Origin of the sequence: Dysosmobacter sp., assembly GCF_034093755.1 — a bacterium.
Lineage (GTDB): Bacteria > Bacillota > Clostridia > Oscillospirales > Oscillospiraceae > Oscillibacter.
The window spans coordinates 1-19,329 of record NZ_JAXEBZ010000053.1 but is presented as its reverse complement, the minus strand read 5'-3'; the positions used below and the strand labels follow the sequence as shown (position 1 = coordinate 19,329).

18 protein-coding genes and 1 tRNA gene are annotated in these 19,329 nt (G+C 63.0%); 6 read left to right on the top strand and 13 right to left on the bottom strand.

Going from position 1 to position 19,329, the window contains the following annotated elements:
- Positions 1–170: 170 nt before the first annotated feature.
- Both SOX55_RS07270 and nhaC read right to left on the bottom strand, forming a co-directional pair.
- Complete coding sequence (locus tag SOX55_RS07270; protein WP_325286778.1) at positions 171–671, bottom strand: hypothetical protein; 501 nt, start codon at positions 669–671, stop codon at positions 171–173.
- A gap of 23 nt (positions 672–694) precedes the next feature.
- Positions 695–2,230 carry a Na+/H+ antiporter NhaC gene (gene nhaC, locus SOX55_RS07265; RefSeq protein ID WP_325286777.1) on the bottom strand — a complete coding sequence of 512 codons (1,536 nt, stop codon included), beginning with the start codon at positions 2,228–2,230 and terminating at the stop codon, positions 695–697.
- A 1,042-nt stretch (positions 2,231–3,272) separates the two neighbouring features.
- On the opposite strand from nhaC, the gene SOX55_RS07260 reads away from it, so the two are divergent.
- Positions 3,273–3,575 carry a YerC/YecD family TrpR-related protein gene (locus SOX55_RS07260; RefSeq protein ID WP_325286776.1) on the top strand — a complete coding sequence of 101 codons (303 nt, stop codon included), beginning with the start codon at positions 3,273–3,275 and terminating at the stop codon, positions 3,573–3,575.
- Between the two features lie 123 nt (positions 3,576–3,698).
- Here SOX55_RS07260 and SOX55_RS07255 read toward each other — a convergent pair.
- Positions 3,699–3,774, bottom strand: a tRNA-His gene (locus SOX55_RS07255).
- Positions 3,775–3,927: 153 nt separating this feature from the next.
- Between SOX55_RS07255 and hisS the strand changes: the two genes are divergently transcribed.
- A complete protein-coding gene (gene hisS, locus SOX55_RS07250) occupies positions 3,928–5,292 on the top strand; it encodes a histidine--tRNA ligase (RefSeq protein ID WP_325286775.1) in 1,365 nt (454 codons plus the stop codon).
- A 45-nt stretch (positions 5,293–5,337) separates the two neighbouring features.
- On the opposite strand, the gene SOX55_RS07245 is transcribed toward hisS, so the two are convergent.
- The 10 genes from SOX55_RS07245 to SOX55_RS07200 are packed head-to-tail and all read right to left on the bottom strand — an operon-like array spanning position 5,338 to position 14,469.
- Positions 5,338–7,284: a complex I subunit 5 family protein gene (locus SOX55_RS07245; protein ID WP_325286774.1), complete on the bottom strand. Its 1,947-nt coding sequence runs from the start codon at positions 7,282–7,284 to the stop codon at positions 5,338–5,340.
- An 11-nt stretch (positions 7,285–7,295) separates the two neighbouring features.
- Positions 7,296–8,783, bottom strand: coding sequence for a complex I subunit 5 family protein (locus SOX55_RS07240; RefSeq protein ID WP_325286773.1), 1,488 nt, complete (start codon positions 8,781–8,783; stop codon positions 7,296–7,298).
- An 18-nt stretch (positions 8,784–8,801) separates the two neighbouring features.
- Positions 8,802–10,256 (bottom strand): complex I subunit 5 family protein, encoded by a 1,455-nt coding sequence (locus SOX55_RS07235; protein ID WP_325286772.1) that lies wholly within the window; start codon positions 10,254–10,256, stop codon positions 8,802–8,804.
- Positions 10,257–10,273: 17 nt separating this feature from the next.
- Entirely contained in the window at positions 10,274–11,791 is a 1,518-nt protein-coding gene (locus tag SOX55_RS07230) for a complex I subunit 5 family protein (protein WP_325286771.1), read from the bottom strand.
- Positions 11,791–12,162, bottom strand: a complete 372-nt coding sequence (locus SOX55_RS07225) for a sodium:proton antiporter (RefSeq protein ID WP_325286770.1) — start codon at positions 12,160–12,162, stop codon at positions 11,791–11,793. The genes SOX55_RS07230 and SOX55_RS07225 overlap by 1 nt, the downstream gene beginning before the upstream one ends.
- A 46-nt stretch (positions 12,163–12,208) precedes the next feature.
- Positions 12,209–13,102 (bottom strand): hydrogen gas-evolving membrane-bound hydrogenase subunit E, encoded by an 894-nt coding sequence (gene mbhE / locus SOX55_RS07220; RefSeq protein ID WP_325286769.1) that lies wholly within the window; start codon positions 13,100–13,102, stop codon positions 12,209–12,211.
- On the bottom strand, positions 13,095–13,346 hold the full coding sequence (locus SOX55_RS07215; RefSeq protein ID WP_325286768.1) for a hydrogenase subunit MbhD domain-containing protein: 252 nt from the start codon (positions 13,344–13,346) through the stop codon (positions 13,095–13,097). Before SOX55_RS07215 ends, mbhE begins: the two co-directional genes overlap by 8 nt.
- Positions 13,343–13,666 (bottom strand): cation:proton antiporter, encoded by a 324-nt coding sequence (locus SOX55_RS07210; protein ID WP_325286767.1) that lies wholly within the window; start codon positions 13,664–13,666, stop codon positions 13,343–13,345. The genes SOX55_RS07215 and SOX55_RS07210 overlap by 4 nt, the downstream gene beginning before the upstream one ends.
- Entirely contained in the window at positions 13,656–13,976 is a 321-nt protein-coding gene (locus tag SOX55_RS07205; protein WP_325286766.1) for a monovalent cation/H+ antiporter complex subunit F, read from the bottom strand. Before SOX55_RS07205 ends, SOX55_RS07210 begins: the two co-directional genes overlap by 11 nt.
- 25 nt (positions 13,977–14,001) lie before the next feature.
- Positions 14,002–14,469, bottom strand: coding sequence for a Na+/H+ antiporter subunit E (locus SOX55_RS07200; protein WP_325286765.1), 468 nt, complete (start codon positions 14,467–14,469; stop codon positions 14,002–14,004).
- 368 nt (positions 14,470–14,837) lie between these two features.
- Between SOX55_RS07200 and SOX55_RS07195 the strand changes: the two genes are divergently transcribed.
- The 4 genes from SOX55_RS07195 to cdd all read left to right on the top strand — a co-directional run bounded on the left by SOX55_RS07195 (position 14,838) and on the right by cdd (position 19,117).
- Entirely contained in the window at positions 14,838–16,112 is a 1,275-nt protein-coding gene (locus SOX55_RS07195) for a LysM peptidoglycan-binding domain-containing protein (protein ID WP_325286764.1), read from the top strand.
- Positions 16,113–16,182: 70 nt separating this feature from the next.
- Positions 16,183–16,917 (top strand): hypothetical protein, encoded by a 735-nt coding sequence (locus SOX55_RS07190; RefSeq protein WP_325286763.1) that lies wholly within the window; start codon positions 16,183–16,185, stop codon positions 16,915–16,917.
- Positions 16,918–17,413: 496 nt separating this feature from the next.
- Positions 17,414–18,703 (top strand): polysaccharide deacetylase family protein, encoded by a 1,290-nt coding sequence (locus SOX55_RS07185; protein ID WP_325286762.1) that lies wholly within the window; start codon positions 17,414–17,416, stop codon positions 18,701–18,703.
- Positions 18,704–18,721: 18 nt separating this feature from the next.
- On the top strand, positions 18,722–19,117 hold the full coding sequence (gene cdd / locus SOX55_RS07180; RefSeq protein WP_325286761.1) for a cytidine deaminase: 396 nt from the start codon (positions 18,722–18,724) through the stop codon (positions 19,115–19,117).
- Positions 19,118–19,329 lie beyond the last annotated feature (212 nt).

The following is a 19,329-nucleotide window of genomic DNA, read 5'->3' as shown; positions in this document are numbered from 1 at the left end:
ATTTCGTAATTGATTTATTCTGAAACACTTCTCGCGGTGACAGGGATTCCCGGCCGCCGCTCCGAGACTGTGGGATTACCGATGTCAGGAAGGGGGGGGGTCGCCGGATTCGTCGCAGGGGAAATCTCGTTCTTTTTGGGACCCCGGAGGTTTCCCTCCGGGGTCGCCTGTCATGCTTTCTTTTTCTTCTTGTTCTTCGCGGAACCGTTCATCTTGCTCTCGTCCGCCTCCGCCACCAGGATTTTGTGGCTCTGCTTTCTCGCCAGATCCATGATGGCCTGAGCGTCCGCCTTGGTGAAGAACAGCCGTTTGCTCCGGTCTCCCTTGCCGATATGCAGGGCTACCAGCTCCGGATGCTTTTTATCCTCTCGGATAATGGTGTGAATATCATCCCAGCTCCAGAAATCATACTGAGTGGTGATGTGCATCTGGTAAAAGATCTCCAGACCCCGGGAGGTGACCACAATATCCTTCTGCATCAGCAGCGTCAGCATATACAGCACACCGAACAGGGCGGCGAACCAGTAGTGGGGATAGGCGATGCCGCCCACAATCAGGACGAAGGACATCACCCAGCCGCCCGCAGTAACCCATTTTTTCCGAGGCTTCAGCTCCCGGGCATGGTACTGGGGACCGGCTACCGATTCCCAGGGGAGATGTACAGTTCTCACAGCGAACAGTTCCTTTCCGTATATCAGGCCTTGGGGGTGGGAGCCTTGCCGGCGGCGCGGAGGGCCTCCAGGTTCTTCAGGGCGCGCTCATGGGCCTCAGCGGGAGCGGCAGCGGGCTTGCCCTTGGTGGTCTTGCCGAACACGTTGGTGTAGGAGCCGTCAGCCCAGAAGATGTTGCGGCCCATGAAGGCGGTGATGGCAGCGTAGATGGGGTTCAGCAGGTTGACGAAAGCGAAGGGGAAGTAAGCGAAGGGATGTACGCCCAGAACGCCCATCTGATAGGCGCCGCAGCCGGTCCAGGGGAACATGACGGCCCACAGGGTGCCGCAGTCCTCCAGGGTACGGGACATCATGTTGCGGGACAGGCCCAGCTCGTCATACTTGTCGACGTACAGGGGGGCGGGAACGCCGATGCCCAGGAACTGGTCGCACATGGTGGCGTCGCAGAACAGGGAGGTCAGCAGGGTGGCCAGGATCAGGCTGCCCACGGAGTTCAGCTTATCCTTCAGCTTGCCGAACAGGGCCTCGATGCAGCCGCAGCGCTCCAGAGCGCCGCCGTAAGCAACAGCCAGCAGGATCAGGTTGATGGTCCACATGGTGTGGTCCATGCCGCCGCGGTTGAGCAGCTGGGAAGCCAGCTCGTTCTCGCTCTCGAAGGAATAGCCATAGTGCAGCATGTCGAACAGGGCGCTCAGGCTGTCAACGCCCTGGAAGATCACGGCGAAGATAACGCCGCAGGCGACGGAGATGGCGATGCCGATCAGGCCGGGCAGCTTCAGGACGCAGGCGGCGATCACGACCACGATGGGCAGCAGCACCAGGGGATTCAGGTTGAAGCCCTCAGCCAGAGCGTTCTGCAGCTCCACAGCCACGGTGGGATCGTAGTTGCCGTTGCCGGTGACGATGCCCAGGATGGTGTAGAGGATCAGGGCGATGACGAAGGTGGGAGCGGTGGTGGACACCATGGCGGTCACGTGGTCGAACAGGCCGGTCTCAGACACGGCGGCGGCCAGGTTGGTGGTGTCGGACAGGGGGGAGAACTTGTCGCCCACGTAGGCGCCGGAGATAATCATGCCGGCGGTGATGGCGGGGTTGATGCCCAGGCCCGCGCCGATGCCCAGGAAGGCGATACCGATGGTGGCGGTAGCGGTCCAGGAGGAGCCGCAGGCCAGGCCCACCACGGCGCACATGATGCAGCCGACAGGCAGGAACAGCTTGGGAGTCAGCAGGTTCAGGCCGTAGTAGATCAGGGCGGGGATGGTGCCGGACATGATGAAGGAGGCAACCAGCAGGCCAACGGTCATCAGGATCAGGATGGCCTCCATGGTGGCGTTCAGACGGTCCAGCATGCCGGCCAGCATATCGGAGAAGCTGTGACCGCAGGCGCAGCCCACGGCGCAGGCCACCACGATGGAGACTACCAGCGGCATATGGGCGTCCACATAGTAGTCACCGTTCAGGCCGTAGAGCATCAGTGCCATCATAACCACGATGGGCAGCAGAGCCTCTACGAAGTTGGGAAGGCGGACAGTGCGCTGTTTCTTAGTGCTTTCAGACATAAATTACCCTCTCTTTCTTCTCTTCTCAATTTTCAGAGTACAGGAGCCCCCTTTATCCTTTTGCAGCTTTTCCGGAAAATCTCTCATTCCGTTTCCGGAATCACACCTCGGGAGATCCCCCATTCAGCCGCGCAGGATCCTCTTCTCCGGCCCCTGTCTGTTTGTAGCTTATCACAGGTTTTTGTAAAAATCAACAAAAAGATTGAATCTATAGAAAAATCGTTTGTGTATTATTACATTCCATCGGTGATTCGGTAGTGTCTTTTCAGGTCATCATATTAGCGCAAAAAAGTTTTTGGCGCTTCCGTTGATTTTTCGTCGAAATGCAAGTGTGTTTGTATTTCATGCATTTTTGGTGAAATTGCCGATTTCCAATCGGTTTTTTCGCCGGAAAACCGCCGCCGGAGCGGGAAAAATGGGTATTATGCCGAAAAGCCGGGTTCTTCGGGAAAAACCGTTGCGCCGCTCCCCCGCCGGGGGTATACTTTATCGTGGTCATTGGATAAATTCATAGTTTCCCCCTGTGCCGTTTTCCTTCTTTGGGAATCTTTCACAAAAAGCGGCGGCCGCTGCCGCCCTCCGGGGCGGAAAACCACCGTTGCTCTCCCGGCAGTTCAGTCGGCGGCCGGGGGCTCCGGCAGCCCCAGCCGGCATCTGGCAGCCCCCGGGGATTTGGGCAATCTGCTCCGCCGGCACCGGGCAGCTTCCGCTGCCCCTCCGGCGGAGAACGGCTCCGGCGGGCCGGCGGCTTTTTCACCGCCTTCGCCGTCCTGCCCGGGTGCCGGGCGGCGTTTTTCGCCTCTCCGGCCCGGAAAACAACGGAAAAATCCGAACATCGCCTTTGTAGAATTTGCACAAATTCAATTCCCTTTTTCCGTTCTTCCGCCCAGGGTGTTGTACCTCTCCGGCTTATCCCGGAAAACAGATTGACACTGATTTAAAAATTTGCTATGCTTTATAACAAGATACCTTAATACCGTAATGAAGCGGCGGAGCACGCCGCGTGCCGGACAACTGCAATTTAAGAAAGTGGGGCTGTATCATGTACGAAAGCAAAATGAAATCGGAGATGACTGACCATCTGTATGAGGCGATTTTGTCTTTGAAGGATAAAGAGGACTGTTACCGGTTCTTTGACGATCTTTGCACCGTGGGCGAGATCCAGGTGATGGCCCAGCGCTGGATGGTAGCCAAGATGCTCCACGACGGTGAGACCTTCAGCGCCATCAACGAAAAGACCGGTGTGTCCTCCGCCACCATTACCCGCGTCCGCCGCTGCCTGGTCTACGGCGCCGACGGCTACGCCCGGGTCATTGACCGCCTGGCCGACAAGAAGGACTCCTGAACCGCCGCGGTATCTGATACAATATAAAATGAGGAGAGGCGTGCCCGGCACGCCTCTCCTTTTTCACGGCAAATCCTGCTCTGCGCAGAAGAAAGCACCCCAAACGGGGTGCTTTCTTCTGTCTGGGGTGGATGACGGGACTCGAACCCGCAACGCCTGGAACCACAATCCAGTGCTCTACCAATTGAACTACATCCACCGTATCGCTTCGCTATCGTGCTATCATTCTACCTCGTGAATATATAAATGTCAAGAAGTTCTTGAAAAATTTTATTTATCCGATTTTTTGGCAAAAAGGCTTGAATATTCTTCCTGCATGTGATAGGATGGATCGGCAAAGGAGTGAGCATTCATGGAAAAACTGAAACCCCGCACCCTTTCCGGCTTCATGGAGCTGCTGCCCGGTCCCCAGATCCAGATGGAGCGCATGATGGAGAGCCTGCGGAAAAACTACTCTCTGTACGGATTTACCCCCCTGGACACCCCCATCATCGAGGCTGCCGAGGTCCTGCTGGCCAAGGGCGGCGGCGAGACGGAAAAGCAGATCTACCGCTTCCAGAAAGGCGATTCCGACCTGGCCCTGCGGTTTGACCTGACGGTGCCGCTGGCCAAGTACGTGGCCCTGCACTATAATGAGCTGAGCTTCCCCTTCCGCCGGTTCCAGATCGGCAAGGTCTACCGGGGTGAGCGGGCCCAGCGGGGCCGCTTCCGGGAGTTCTATCAGGCGGATATCGACATCATCGGCGACGGCAAGCTGGACATCATCAACGACGCCGAGATTCCCAGCATCATCTACCGCACCTTCACGGACTTCGGTCTGAAGCGGTTCCAGATCCGGGTGAACAACCGGAAGATTCTCAACGGCTTCTACGCCATGCTGGGCCTGACGGAGAAGTCCGGCGATATCATGCGCACCGTGGACAAACTGGACAAGGTGGGCGCCGAGATGGTGAAGGCCATTCTGGTGGATGACTACGGCATCTCCGCCGCCGACGCCGACGAGATTCTGAAGTTCATCGCCATCCAGGGCACCAGTGAGGAGGTCCTGCAGGCGCTGGAGGGCTACCGCGGCCGCGATCCCAAGTTTGACGAGGGCCTCACGGAGCTGGAGTCCGTGGTGAAGTACCTGTCCGCTTTCGGCGTCCCCGCCGAGAACTTCGCCGTGGACCTGACCATCGCCCGGGGCCTGGACTACTACACCGGCACCGTCTACGAGACCACGCTGCTGGACTATCCGGAGATCGGCTCCGTCTGCTCCGGCGGCCGGTACGACAACCTGGCGGAGTACTACACCGACAAGCAGCTGCCCGGCGTGGGCATCTCCATCGGCGTGACCCGTCTGTTCTACGTGCTGGGCGAGCAGGGCCTGCTGAACGACAGCCTGCCCACCTCCGCCGCCGACGTGCTGATTCTGCCCATGAGTGAGAACATGGCTCCCGCCGTGTCCCTGGCCACCGCCCTGCGGAACGAGGGCATCCGCACCCAGCTGTACACCGAGCAGAAGAAGTTCAAGCAGAAGATGTCCTATGCCGACAAGCTGGGCGTCCCCTACGTCATCTTCCTGGGCGACGACGAGATTCAGTCCAACACCGCCGCCTGCAAGGACATGGCCACCGGTGAGCAGAAGTCTCTGCCCGTGGCCGAGGTGGCCGCCTTCCTGAAGGCCGGCGTGGCGGAGAAAACCGCCGGCAGCGTCATTCTGGAAAAGCAGAAATAAAAACCGTAAAAAAGGACTCCCGGATTTTCATCCGGGAGTCCTTTTTCATTTAAACAGGATATAGATCAGCGCCGCCAGCAGGCCCACGCAGGCCAGCAGCAGGTCGAAGGAGAAGGTGTCCAGCACGATGCTGCGCCGGGGCTCTTTGGTGTAGGTGCCGAAATTCTCCGTCTTTCCGGGCACGAAGATGCCCGGCGCCCGGGTGAACAGCAGCTTCTCCCCCAGCAGCACCAGCCAGTCTCCCACCGACGCCGCCGTCCGGGCGCACACCGCCCCCAGGAAGGACAGCGCCCGCAGGGCGGGCCGGTACACCAGGTCCTCCAGGTCCAGCCACCTGGGCCACAGGTTCACATACACCGCCTGCTCTCCCCTGCCCCGCCGCAGCACGGTGCGGATGAACAGCAGATACACCGCCGCGCCCACGGACAGCGAGATGCACGCGCCCTTCAGGTTGGCCCACACGAAATAGTGGACGGCGTGGCCCTCCCCCGCCCGAAGGAAGGTTCCGGCGAAGACGGCCAGCGGCTCCATGGCCCCGTTGGGCGCCAGCCCCAGCAGGCCCATCAGCACCGCCGCGGCGCTGAGGCCCCAGAACGTGGGCCGGGACACGTACTCCTGCACGCCCAGGGTGTGCTCCGCCGGACGGGACTCCACGAAGATGCAGACAAACAGCTTGGTCATGTAGGCCGCCGTCAGGCCGCCGGAGAGGAGGAACAGCCACTCCACCGCCCGGAAGGCCCCCGCGGCCCGGCCCAGCTCCTCCAGATGGTGGATGTACTCCACAATGCCCTCGTGGAGCAGCGTTTTGCTGACATAGCCGGAGAAGCCGGGGATGCCGGCGATGGAGGCAGCTCCCAGGAAGAAAATCAGCTTCAGCCAGGGCTTGTTGCGGCCCCAGCCCCGGATCTCGTTCAGATCCAGGGAGTGGTGGTTGCCCAGATAGATGATGCCCGCCGCCACAAACAGCAGCAGCTTGATGAGGGCGTGGTTCACCATGTGCAGCACGGTGCCCCAGGCCGCCAGGGCGTTGTGCTCCCCCAGATAGCCCTGCATGGCCACGCCCACCAGGATGAACCCGATCTGGGACATGGAGGAACAGGCCAGCGTCCGCTTCAGGTCGATGGAGAACACCGCCAGCACCGCCCCCAGCACCATGGTGACGGTGCCCAGGGTCAGAATCAGCCCATGCCACGCCGGCTGCTCCCACAGCAGGCAGCGGCTCACCACCAGCACGCCGAACACGCCGCTTTTCGTCAGGATGCCGCTCAGCAGCGCCGACGCCGGGGCCGGCGCCACCGGATGGGCCTTGGGCAGCCAGATGTGGAGGGGGAACATGCCCGCCTTGGCGCCGAAGCCGGCCAGGCAGAAGGCCCCCGCCGCCAGCAGATACGGCCGCCGCTCCGCCGGCAGGGCGGCGGACGCTGCCGTCATGGCAGCAAAGTCCAGCGTCCCCAGCAGCTGCCAGAGCATCAGCAGCCCCACCAGCAGCGCCATGCCGCCTACCACCGCGATGGCCAGATACGTCTGGCTGGCCCGGAGGGCGCCGGGCGTCTCCGGCCACGCCACCCATACGTAGGAGGTGAAGCTCATGACCTCGAAGAACACAAACAGCGTCAGCAGGTCCCTCGCCAGGAACACCCCCATCAGGGCGCCCAGCGTCATCAGATAGAAGAAGTAAAACCGGTTCACCCGCTCCGCGTCGGCAAAATACACCTCGCAGGGCAGGGAGGTCTCCAGCCACAAAAAGGCGGCCAGCACCGCCAGCACCGTCCGGAGGCTGCCGGAGGCAAAGGACAGTCCCAGCCCGCAGACGCCGGGCAGGGCGATCTCCCCGGGGAACACCAGCAGCGCCAGCGCCGCCAGCAGCTCCGCCGCCGGCAGGATACGGACATAGTGGTTCCGCCACGTCCGGTCATAGTCCCGGAGTGGGTACACCAGAAAGCTGCCCAGCATGGGGGCCAGCACCAGAAACATCAGCAGAAACGAACCCATGGGCACCTCCCTTACAGCTGTCCCGCCGCCACCATCTGCAAAAAGCGGATGATGGGATCGGACCACAGCGCCGACGCCACGCCCAGCACGGTGAGGGCCAGCAGCGAAACCTGCATGGCCCGGCCCGGCTCATGGACGGCCTCCAGCGCGTCGGTGTCGATCTGGCCCACCGGGAAGTAGGCCCGGACGATCACCGTCATCAGATACAGCGTGGTCAGCAGCGTGGAGAGAATCAGCGCCGCGATGCCCCCAAAGGCCAGGGGCCGGCCCAGCTCCACGGCAGCCTCGGCGATCATCCACTTGCTGGCAAAGCACCCCAGGGGCGGCACACCGATGAGGGCGGCGGAGGCCACGGAGAACACAAAGAACACCAGCGGCAGCCGCCGGCCCATGCCCTCCAGCTGATAGACGTACTGCCGCCCGCTGCGCTGAATGATGGCACCGGCGCAGGCGAACAGGGCGATTTTGACGAAGGCGTGATACAGCATGTGGGTCAGGGCGCCTGTCAGCCCGGCGGGGGTCATCAGCGTCAGGGAAAACAGGATGTAGGACAGGTTGCTGACGGTGGAAAAGGCCAGGCGGCGCTTGAGATGGGGCGTCCGCAAAGCCCGGGCGGAGCCGTAGACAATGGTGACAATGGCGGCCGCCATGGCGATGGTCTGGGCGGAGGTGCCCCGGAGGAAGTCGGCGCCGAAGCCGAAATAGATCAGCCGCAGCACGGCGAAGGCGCCCGCCTTCACCACCGCCACCGCGTGGAGCAGGGCGGACACCGGCGTGGGGGCCACAGAGGCGTCCGGCAGCCAGCGGTGGAAGGGCACAATGGCCGCCTTCACGCCGAAGCCGAAAAAGGCGCACAGAAACGCCACCTGCAGGGTGTGCTCCCGGCCCGCCACGGCAGCGGGATTCAGCAGCCCGCCGTGGGTGAAGTCCACGGTGCCGCACTCGTTCATGAGAAACACGATGCCGATGAAGGCGCAGGCCGCCCCCGACAGGGAGTAGATCAGGTACTCCCGGCCGGCGTACTGGGCCTTGTCGTCCATCTCGTGCATCACCAGCGGCAGCGTCACTAGGGTCAGCAGCTCATAGAAGAAATACATGCTCAGGAAGTCCTGGGAAAAGGCGATGCCGTTGACCACGCCGAAGGAGATGAGCCAGAAGCCGAAAAAGCGGCTCTCATGGCCCTCGTGGGACATGTACTCCATGGCGTACAGGGTGATCAACGGCCACAGAACGGCCACAATGGCGTCGTAGACCATGGAGACGCCGTCAATCTTCAGGGACAGGGACAGCCACCTGGAAAAATGCACCATCACGCAGGTGGTGGCGTCGCCGCCCAGGCGGTACGTCACCAGGATGCACACGGCGCACAGCACGGAGGTGAGGCACACCGCCGTCATCAGAAACACATTCCGCACCCGGCGGCCCTCCGGGCGCAGGATCAGCAGGGCCATGCCGCACAGAATGGGGAACAGCACGGGAAGCAGCAGAAGCTGATGCACGTCGGCACCTCCTCTCAATCAGATTCCGTGGAAGATGGCGGCGGTAATGGCCTCCGCCGCGGCCCGGACCGGTCCGGGGAACAGGCCCAGCAGCAGCGCCAGGCCGGCAAAGAACGCCATGGGGACAATCATCTCCCAGCCCACTTCCCGGTGCTCCACCAGCACGTCCTGGCCGGGGAAGAAACCGTCGGCCACGATGGGCAGCAGGTAGCCTGCCGTCAGCAGCGCCGAGACGATCAGCACCGCCACGCCGGCGGCCCCCGCCCAGGGGACGGCGCTCTCCAGGGCGGCGGTGGACAGCGCCCACTTGCTGACAAAGCCGCCCATGGGGGGAATGCCGATGATGGACAGCGACGCCAGGGCAAAGCACCACATGGTGGCGGGCATCCGCTGGCCCATGCCCTTCAGCTGGTCCACCCGGCTGAAATTGGTGGTCATGATGATGGCGCCGGCGGCCAGGAACAGGGCGTCCTTGGCCAGGGCGTGGAACACCACCTGCAGCAGCGCGCCCTCCACCCCCGCCGGGGTCAGCAGCATCAGTCCGAACACCACGTAGGACACCTGGCTGACGGTGGAGTAGGCCAACCGCTTTTTGAACAGCTGCTCCCGCAGCGCCAGCATGGACCCGGTGAACACCGTGGCCAGAGACAGCGCCAGCAGCGCCTTCTGGGCCCAGGAGCCGGCCAGGAAATCTGGGCCGTACATGTAATAGGTCACCCGGATGATGGAGAGAATTCCCGCCTTGGTGATGACGCCGGACAGCACCGCCGAAGCGGGGGCCGGAGCCACCGGATGGGCGGCGGGCAGCCACGCCTGCATGGGCATCATGCCCGCCTTGGCGCCGAAGCCCACCACCATCAGCAGCCACACCCCCAGCAGCAGCTGCCGGTGGGAGTGGGCCAGGGACAGATCCAGGGTGCCGCCGTGCATGAAGGTGGGCAGCGCCTGATAGTAAGCCAGCACAAAGTAGCCCGCCAGGGCCATGCCGGCGCCGAACACGGAGTAGCCCAGGTACTGGAATCCGGCCCGCCGGGAGGCGGTGGTGCCGTTGTGCAGCACCAGGGGCATGGTGATCAGGGACATGATCTCAAAGAACATGTACAGCGTGATGAAGTTCCGGGCCATGGCCAGTCCCATCATGGCGCCCATGGTCATGGTATACACGCCCAGAAACCGCTGCTCGCCGCCGGCATGCTTCAGATAGGGGAAGGAAAACACCGCCACCGGCGCCCACACCACCGCCACCAGCACCATGAAAAACCGGGCCAGGCCGTCGTTCCGCAGGGCGATGCGCAGCGACCCCTGAATGGTCATCAGGTCCATGGTCTGCTCCGGCAGAAAGCAGAGCAGCACCACCCACAGTGCCGTGCCGAACACCGTCACCAGCACCGTGCGGCAGCGGAGGGATTCACTTGTCTGCCGGCGAACCAGCAAGCCCCCGATCAGGGGCAGCAACACAGGGACAAGCAGCATGGAAACACCTCAACGTCTTATTTCAGCAGCGCCAGGCCTACCCGCAGCACGTCGGTGATAGGGCCGTACAGGGTGCCCAGGGCCACCAGGAACACCATCAGCACCACCGCCGCCAGGGTGAAGCAGCGATCGAAGGCCCCGTCCTCCGGGCGGGTGTCCCGCCGGACTTCCTCTTTCAGCTCCTCCGGGGCAACGCCCCAGATGGACAGCACCGCCGGCACATAGTACAGGGAATTGAGCACCGTGGACAGGGCGATGCCCGCCAGCACCAGCGCCATCCGCCCGGTGTAGAGGGAGGCGCTGGCGAAATACAGCTTGGAGACGAAGCCGCCGAACAGGGGGATGCCGATCATGGACAGCGCTCCCACCGTGAAGCCCACCCCCGCCGTAACGTCCCGGTAGGCGCTGCCCCGCAGGGAGCGGAGGCTGTGGTGGTGGGCGCTGACGGTGCTGAGCCGTCCGGCGCAGCAGAACAGCAGCGGCTTGCAGCAGGCGTGGACCAGCACGTGGAAGCAGGAGGCCAGCAGGCCCGCCTCAGTGCCCAGGCCCAGGCCCATGAACACGTAGCCGATCTGGGCCACGGAGGAAAAGGCCAGCATCCGCTTGATGTGGTGCTCCCGCATGGCGGAGACGGAGCCCATCACCATGCCCAGCAGGCCCAGCACCAGCAGCACGTCCGCGACTCCCAGCTGCCGCACCAGTTCCAGGGAGAACACCCGCACCAGCAGCAGAATCTCCAGGGCGATGTAGCCCTTGAGCACCAGGCCGGACAAAATGGCGGAGGACGCCGTGGTGGCGCCGCCGTGGGCGTCCGGCAGCCACAGGTGGAAGGGGTACATGGCGCTTTTCACGCCCAGGCCTACCACAATCAGCGCCATGGCCGCCCGCAGGGGCATGTGGTAGGCGTCCGCCGCCCACAGCCGCTCCACCGCCGGCGCCAGCGGCTCCATCAGCAGGTAGCCGGTGATGCTGTTGAGCAGCGTCAGCCCCAGCAGAAACAGACTGGAGCCCAGCAGGCTCATGAAGAGATACCGCAGGGCGGCCACCAGGTTGGTGCCGGTGTCCTTGGCCATCACCAGGGCGCAGGCCGCCAGGGTGCTGATCTCAATGAACACATAGCCGGTGAACACGTCGGCGGTGTAGGTCAGCACCAGCAGCGACGCCAGCGTCAGGTCCACCATGGTGAAATACAGGGGCTGGCGGTCCGGGCGCACGTCCCGGAACAGGTCCCGGCTGCCCCCCAGCAGGGACAGGCCCATGACGCTGGAGAAGGTCATGGCCAGCAGCGCCTGCCAGGGGCCTCCCTGAATGGCGTTGCCGTAGGGGGCCTGGAACCGGCCCATGGTATAGACAAAGCTGATCTGCCCGCCGTAGGTATAGCTCAGCACGCCGGCGGACAGCAGGAAATCCGCGGCGCAGACCGTTAAGGTCAGCCGCCGGGCGGCCCGGCCGCCGGGCAGCACGGCGGAGACAATGCCCGCCCCCAGCGCCAGGAAAATACAGAAAAAGGGGAAATTCTCCGCAAAGGGCCGCATCAGTCCGCCTCCTTTTTCACCCGCTCCAGCAGCTCATCCAGCTCCACGGTGCCGTAGCGCCGGTAGATCCGCTGGATCAGTGCCAGGGAAAAGGCGGTGACGCTGACACTCACCACAATGCCGGTGAGCACCAGGCCGCTGGGCAGCGGGTTGATGTACAGGGGATGGTGACCCACATCGCCCACGATGGGGGCCACGCCGCCCTCCACATAGCCCAGGGACGCCAGCAGCAGAAACACGGCGGAATCCATAATATTGAAGCCAACCACCTTTTTCACCAGGTTCTTCTGCACCATCACGTTGGCAAAGCCGATGGTGAACAGGATGACGGCGGTAAAGGCGAAGCGATAGGTGACAATCAGGTCCAGCACACCGGCGGCCTCCTCTCTGTGAATGGAAACGGCGGATGTCCGCCGCTCAGATCTCCCCTCTGGAGAACAGGGCAAAAAAACCGTAGACGGTACAGGCCACCACCAGGCCCACCGCCAGGTCGATGGCCATGACGAAGGACACGCTGTAGGTAAGGCCGTTGGCGCCCATGAAGATATAGAACCCGTACAGGCACAGGTACAGCACCAGTCCAAAGGTCCGCACGGCGCTGAAAATCCGGCTGTTGAAAAACCGCCGGACAAACTCCGGCCCGTAGGCCACGGAGCAGAGAATCAGTCCGCAGCCCAGCACGGTGCCGCCGGAAAAGCCGCCGCCGGGGGATTCCTCCCCGTGGACCAGCACGTAAAAGGCGAACAGGAAAATGCAGGGAATCAGCAGTTTGCCCGCCTCCCGCAGGATCACGTCCGGCTGGCTGCGGCGCAGCTCCTCCTCCTGACGGCGGCGGCGCAGATCGCCGGCGTCGTCCTCTTCCTCCTCGTCTCCGCGGCGCAGCAGCAGCGTCACGCAGGACACCGCCAGAAACAGCACGCAGCTCTCACCCAGGGTGTCAAAGCCCCGGTAACTGAGGATAATGCCCGTCACCACGTTCTCCGAGCCGGTATCCTCCAGGGAGTGCTCCAGATAATACTCCGCCACTTCGTTGTTGACGGGGCTGGCCGCCGCGCCGAAGTCCGGAATGCCCGCCACCACCGTCAGCAGCAGCACCAGCAGCACCGCGCACAGGGCGGATGCCGCCGTGGGATACGCCCGCAGAAAGCGGCGCAGGCGGTGGGCGTCCCGCCGGGCGTGTTCCCGGTCGGAGGGCCGGGGGCGCATCACGTCCCGCCGCTCCATGACGAACAGCGTCCGGTCCTTCGGCTCCCGCTCGCCGTTGACCCAGGAGACAAACTGCTCCCACCAGTCTCTGTTACCGTTACTCATCCCGCGTCCCCTTGATTTCGTGAATCTTCTTCAGTGTCAGGAAAAACAGAATGCCGCTGATACCCGCGCCCACAGCGGCCTCCGTAATGGCCAGGTCCGGGCTCTGCAGCAGGCTCCACAGCACCGCCATGATCAGGGAAAAGGCCATGTAGACGATCACCGTGTTCAGCAGCCGGCGGCACAGCGCCGCCGACACGGCGGTGACAATCAGCCCCGCCAGCAGAATCACTTCCAGAACGATCATCGCTGTTCCTCCCTGCACTCGGCATGGATGTCCGGAATGGTCCAGACCTCCATCTCCGCAATGAGATGGCCCGCCACCGGGCTGGTCAGCCACAGAAAGGCCAGCAGCAGCACCGCCTTGGCGGCGGACAGGGACCAGCCGTGGAGCAGAATCAGGCCGATAAGGATGCAGAACACCCCCAGGGTGTCCCCCACGGCGGCGGCGTGCATCCGGTTGAGCACGTAGTCAAACCGGAACAGCCCCAGCACCGCCGTGAAAAACACGAACAGGCCGAACAGAAACACCGCCAGCCCCACAACGGTGGCAAGATTATGTACCATGGGAACTCCCCCTCTCCTTTTGGTTCCGCTTCCGGCGCTTGCTGCGGATGGTTACCATCTGGGCCAGCACCGCCACCATCAGAAAGCTCAGCAGGGCGTACACCAGCGCCACGTCCACCAGAAAATCCTCCCGCAGGTACACGGACAGCAGCGTGATGATTGCCACCACCATGGTGTTCACCATGTTGATGGCAATGATACGGTCCGTAAACCGGGGACCCAGCACGGCGCGGATCAGCGCCGCGAAGCCCATTAGGGCCAGCGCCGCCGCGCCGGCGATCAGGATGAAATTTTTCGCCTGCTCCAGCATGGCCGGTCCCCTCTCTCCGTGATGTTCAGTCGTCTGTCCGCTCCAGCTCCAGCAGCAGCCGCTGGAACTCGCTGTTTTCAATGCCCTCCGCCAGCGGCCGGTCCAGGGTGTGGACGCACAGGTGTCCGTCCTGGTCCTCCACGGTGATGGTGCCGGCGGTGAGGGTGATGGAATTGCCCAGCACCGCCCGGGCGGCGGGACTCTGCAGCCCCGTGTCGAACCGCACCAGCAGCGGCTCCATCCGGTGGTCCCGGGTGTAGATCAGCTTCATCACCCCGAAGCTGGCCTTCAGGATCTCCACTACCAGATAGCCCATGTAGGACAGCACCTTCCGCAGCTTCTTCGCGCCCAGCAGGTCATACCGGGGGGCGTAGCCCAGCTGCCGGACGCAGAAGGCGTACAGCGCCAGGGAGACCGCGGCGCCCAGCAGGCAGTTCCCCGCCGTCACTTCCCCGGACAGCGTCAGCCAGATCAGAAAAAACAGCAGGAACAAACCGGTCTCCCTCCTTCTCCGCCGCGGCGGAACACATATCATCCGGGCAAAAAGAAAAGGCGCGCGGGAGACCCCGCGTCCCATGCCCGACCGTAACCCTGTTAAAATATTGTAAAGAATCCCGGAAAAGTTGTCAACAGTTTAACGTGTAAAAACAGCGGCGCGAAAAAGGCAAAAGGCACAAAATTTCCACCGGAGATTTGTGCAATCTGCCACTCAGATTGAAAACTTGCAGAATTCTCCCTTTTTACCGGAAAAACGCGGATTTTTCCGGTTCTGAATGACGGATTTCCATCATAAGTGTTCCCTGTACAAGGGGACAGGCTGCCGCCTCCGCGGCGCCGTCCGGAAGAAAAGGGGGACATACCATGACCATCCATGTAGTGCAGCGGGGGGAGACCCTTTCCAACATTGCGGCCCGATACGGCGTGGACCCGGTGCGTCTGGCGTCGGACAACGCAGTGCCGCCGGACGGCGCCATCGCCGTGGGGCAGACCCTGGTGGTGCGTTTTCCCCGGCAGGTCCACGCCGTGGCCGCCGGGGAGACGCTGTATTCCATTGCCCGGGATTACGGCGTCACCGTCCGCCGGCTGTGGCGGAACAACTGGTTTCTGGGCGGCGGGACAGCCATTGCGCCGGGGCAGGTGCTGGTGATCTCCTATTACGGCGAGACCCTGGGCGGCGGCGTGTTCAACGGCTACGCCTACCCCTTCATCGACCCGGCGCTGCTCAGCGCCGTGCTGCCCTTCCAGAGCGCCCTGACGCCCTTCACCTACGGCATCAACGCCGATGGCGGGCTGCTGCCCCTGTCGGATGACGTCCTGCTGTCCGCCGCCCGGAGCCACGGCGTCCGGCCGGTGATGCACCTGTCCACCTACACGGAGAATGACCAGTTCGACGCGGAGCGGGCGGCCATGGTGCTGACGGACGAGGCGGTGCAGGACGGTCTGGTGCGGGAGATTCTGGCCGTCATGCGCCGCAAGGGCTATGTGGGGCTGGACGTGGACTTTGAGTACCTGCCGGCGGAGCTGGCATCGGCCTACGCCGCGTTTCTCACCCGGCTGGGGCGGCTGCTGCGGCCCCAGGGAGCCTTTTTGTGGGCGGCGCTGGCCCCCAAGACCCGGGCGGACCAGCCGGGGCGGCTGTACGAAGGCCATGACTATGCCGCCATTGCCGCCGCGGTGGACGCGGTGCTGCTGATGACCTATGAGTGGGGCTACACCTACGGCCCGCCCATGGCGGTGTCGCCGGTGCCCGGGATCCGGGCGGTGCTGGACTACGCGGTGACGGAGATGCCCACGGAGAAGATTCTGCTGGGCATGTCCAACTACGGCTATGACTGGCCTCTGCCCTTTGTCCAGGGCACCACGAAGGCCCGGTCCATCTCCAACGAGGAAGCGGTCCGATTGGCTCTGCAGTACAACGTGGCCATCCAGTTTGACGAGACGGCCCAGGCCCCCTTCTTCCACTACACGGACCGGGACGGCACCGTCCACGAGGTCTGGTTTGAGGACGCCCGCAGTGTCCAGGCCCGGCTGGCCCTCATCGCGGAGTACGGCCTCCACGGGGCCGGGTTCTGGAATCTGATGCGTCCCTCCTCCCAGACCTGGCTGACCCTGGCGGGGATGTATGACATTCTGTGAATTTTCGTGGGTTTTTCCGCCTTCTGTTGTAGAATAAAGCAAAGAACAATTCCCCACAGGAGGACTGCCCATGAAGCTCCCCGCTTGCCGCATTGCTGCCGTCATCACTGCCGCCGCGTTCCTGCTGAGCGCCTGTTGCCTGTACCGGGGGGACTTTGTCTCCCTGGCCACACCGGAACAGCAGACGGAGGCCATCCGGCGCTACTGCTCCGCCGACGAGACCGTCGTCTCCCTCCAGGCGGTGCTGCACCCGGCGGTGGTGCATGACCGGACCATCGGCTCCACCCGGGTGCTGGTGTTCACCGACAGGGAGATTCCCCGCCTGCTGGGGTCCGTCCAGTTCCGCCGGGGCATTTTCGGCGGCTGGCAGCCTATTCGGGCCAGCTACGCCGCCGGGCCGGTGATGGGGACGGAGACGCTGAAAAATCAGGAGGGCATCCGCATCGTCTACGCCGCCGATTGCCCGCCGGAGGTGGCGTCTTACCGGGTGCAGGCCAATCCCGACCAGCCGGACACCCTGATGGTGGAGGGCACGGTGGACGGCCCCGCCTTCTTCCACGTGTATGAGACGGACCGGAACTACTTCCCCAGTCTCCATCTCTACGGCGCCGACGGCACGGAGCTGGACCGCAGGGACTATCTGGCGGCGGACCCGGACGTTCCCTCCCCCGGCATCGGCTCGGCGGAGACGAATCTGGTGTACTGGGTGTGCGGCGGATGGCTGGTGATCGGCTGGTTGATCGTCCGGTATCTGTGGGACGGCGGCCGGTCCCGGCCGGTTACAAATCCCGCCGCCGGAGACTGAACATCCGCTTTACGCAGAATTTACTTATGTCAACGCTTTTGTGGAAAACTTGGTGAAAAACGTGGAAAACCCGGAAAAACAGCGGATACCTCCGAAAAATCTCCCGTCCTGTCAGGGGCGCGGACTTGTCCGGAACCCGGGAGATGCAGTTTTTCTGTAACCGGCGCGAAAAAATCCGCCGCCGGGGCGGCGGAGCTGCGGGAGATTCTTTCCCGCACACGGAAAACGGGCGGCTGTACCAGCCGCCCGTTTTCCATGTATGAGTCAGAGAAAGGAGAGGGAAAGGTTTGCGTTGGAACCAAGACTTGTTTCTGCTATGATACTACCGAAGTACCGCAGGAAAGTCAACCGCCTTCCGGATTCCTTCACAGAATCTTTACAGTCTCTCCGGATTTTCAAATTTTTTCCCGCTTTGTCACTGTTTTGTTGTTCTTTTTTGCCGCGGGGCCACTATAATAATAAAAACCGACAACATCAGACAGAAAGGACCTATCTCATGAAGCACCTGACCGCAGCGCTCCTGGCAGTGCTGATGCTCTCCGCCCTGCCGGGATGCGGCGCCTCCGCTCCCGCCGCTGGGAGCACCTCCGCCCCCGCCGGCTCCTCCCCCATCTCCTCCGCCGCCGTCTCTGCCCCGGAGCAGCAGCCGGAGCCGGAACCGGAGCCCATTCCCGAGCCGGAGCCATATGACATTCTGGACCCCACCGTCCTGCCGGAGGGCGGCGTCCGGGACGGGGTGACCTACGCCGCCTATGACGGCGTGGTGGAGCACCTGTTCTTCCACCCGGTGGTGGCCTACCCGGAGCTGGCCTTCGACGGGGACTACAAATCCGACGGCATCGACGACTGGATGGTCACCGCCGGGGAGTACCTGAAGATTCTTCAGAGCGTCTATGACAAGGGCTACGTGCTGGTGGACATTGCCGACTGCTGGAGCGAGCAGACTGACGAGGCCGGCCAGGTCCGCATGGTGAAAAACACCCTGTACCTGCCGGAGGGCAAAAAGCCCCTGATCCTGTCCTATGACGATGTGAACTACTACGAGTACATGCTGAGCAACGGCTTCACCTACAAGCTGATTCTGGGAGAGGACGGAAAGATCTGGTCCTACGGTCTGGACCCCGCCGGAAACGAGGTGGTGAGCCGGGACCTGGACGCCGTCACCATTCTGGACAAGTTTGTGGAGGAGCACCCGGACTTCTCCCCCTTCGGTGCCAAGGGCTGCCTGAGCCTGACGGGCTACGAGGGAATTCTGGGCTACCGCACCCAGACGGACCGGGAGAACTGGACGCCGGAGCGGGAGGAAAACCGCCAGCGGGAGATTGAGGCGGTAAAGCCCATTGTGGCGGAGCTGAAGCGCACCGGCTGGACCTTCGGCAGCCACACCTGGGGCCACATCAGCCTCAACAGCCGCACCACGGAGGTGGTGCAGGCAGACATGCGGAAGTGGTTTGACGAGGTGGGCAGCCTGGTGGGGGACACCACCGTGCTGTTCTACCCCTTCGGCGGCCGTCTGGACGGCGATGACGTCCGCCAGACCGGCCCCGCCTTCACCTGGATGCAGCAGCAGGGCTTCCGCATCTTCTGCTCCGTGGGCATTGACTCCTGGTCCAGGTGCAAGGACGACATCTCCGCCGTCATCTGCGACCGGCTCCATCCCGACGGCACCACCCTCCGCAGCGGCAAGTCGCTGGAGCGGTACATGAAATTCTATGATGCCCGGGACATCATCGACCTGTCGGTCCGTCCCGACCGGGGCGTCACGTGGCAGCCCAAGGCGGGCTGACCGGAAAGGAGCGCCATCATGACTCTGGAGAAACTGAAAGCCCTGGCCGTGTCCATGCTGGACCGGGCCTACTGCCCCTACTCCCACTTCCCTGTCGGGGCCGCGCTGGAGTGTGACGACGGCGCGGTGTACACCGGCTGCAACGTGGAAAACGCGGTGTACCCCGCCGGCATCTGCGCCGAGCGGAACGCCATCTTCCACGCCGTGGCGGAGGGGCACACCCGTTTCCGCCGCATCGTCATCGCCGGACGCAGCGAGGACTACTGTGTGCCCTGCGGCATCTGCCGCCAGGTGATGCAGGAGTTCTCCCCGGAGATGGAGGTTGTCTGCCTCAACGGGGCGGGAGACGCCAAAGCCTTCCCCCTGAAGGAGCTGCTGCCCTACGGCTTCGACCACAACTGGCTGGACCGGTGACCCGCTCCGGCCCTCAAAGTTAATTCAGTAAATCATAGTCCACGGCCGCCGGCTTACGCCGGCGGCCTTCTGTTTGTCGAAAAAGCTGCGTTACAGGAACTGATTTCAAAAAGCAGGGGGAGCTCGAGGGGGCAGAGCCCGCCTCGAATCAGATCGAATGCCTGCAAAAAGCTTGCGCAGCAAGCGTTTGCGCCGCATAGCGGCAGCTTTTT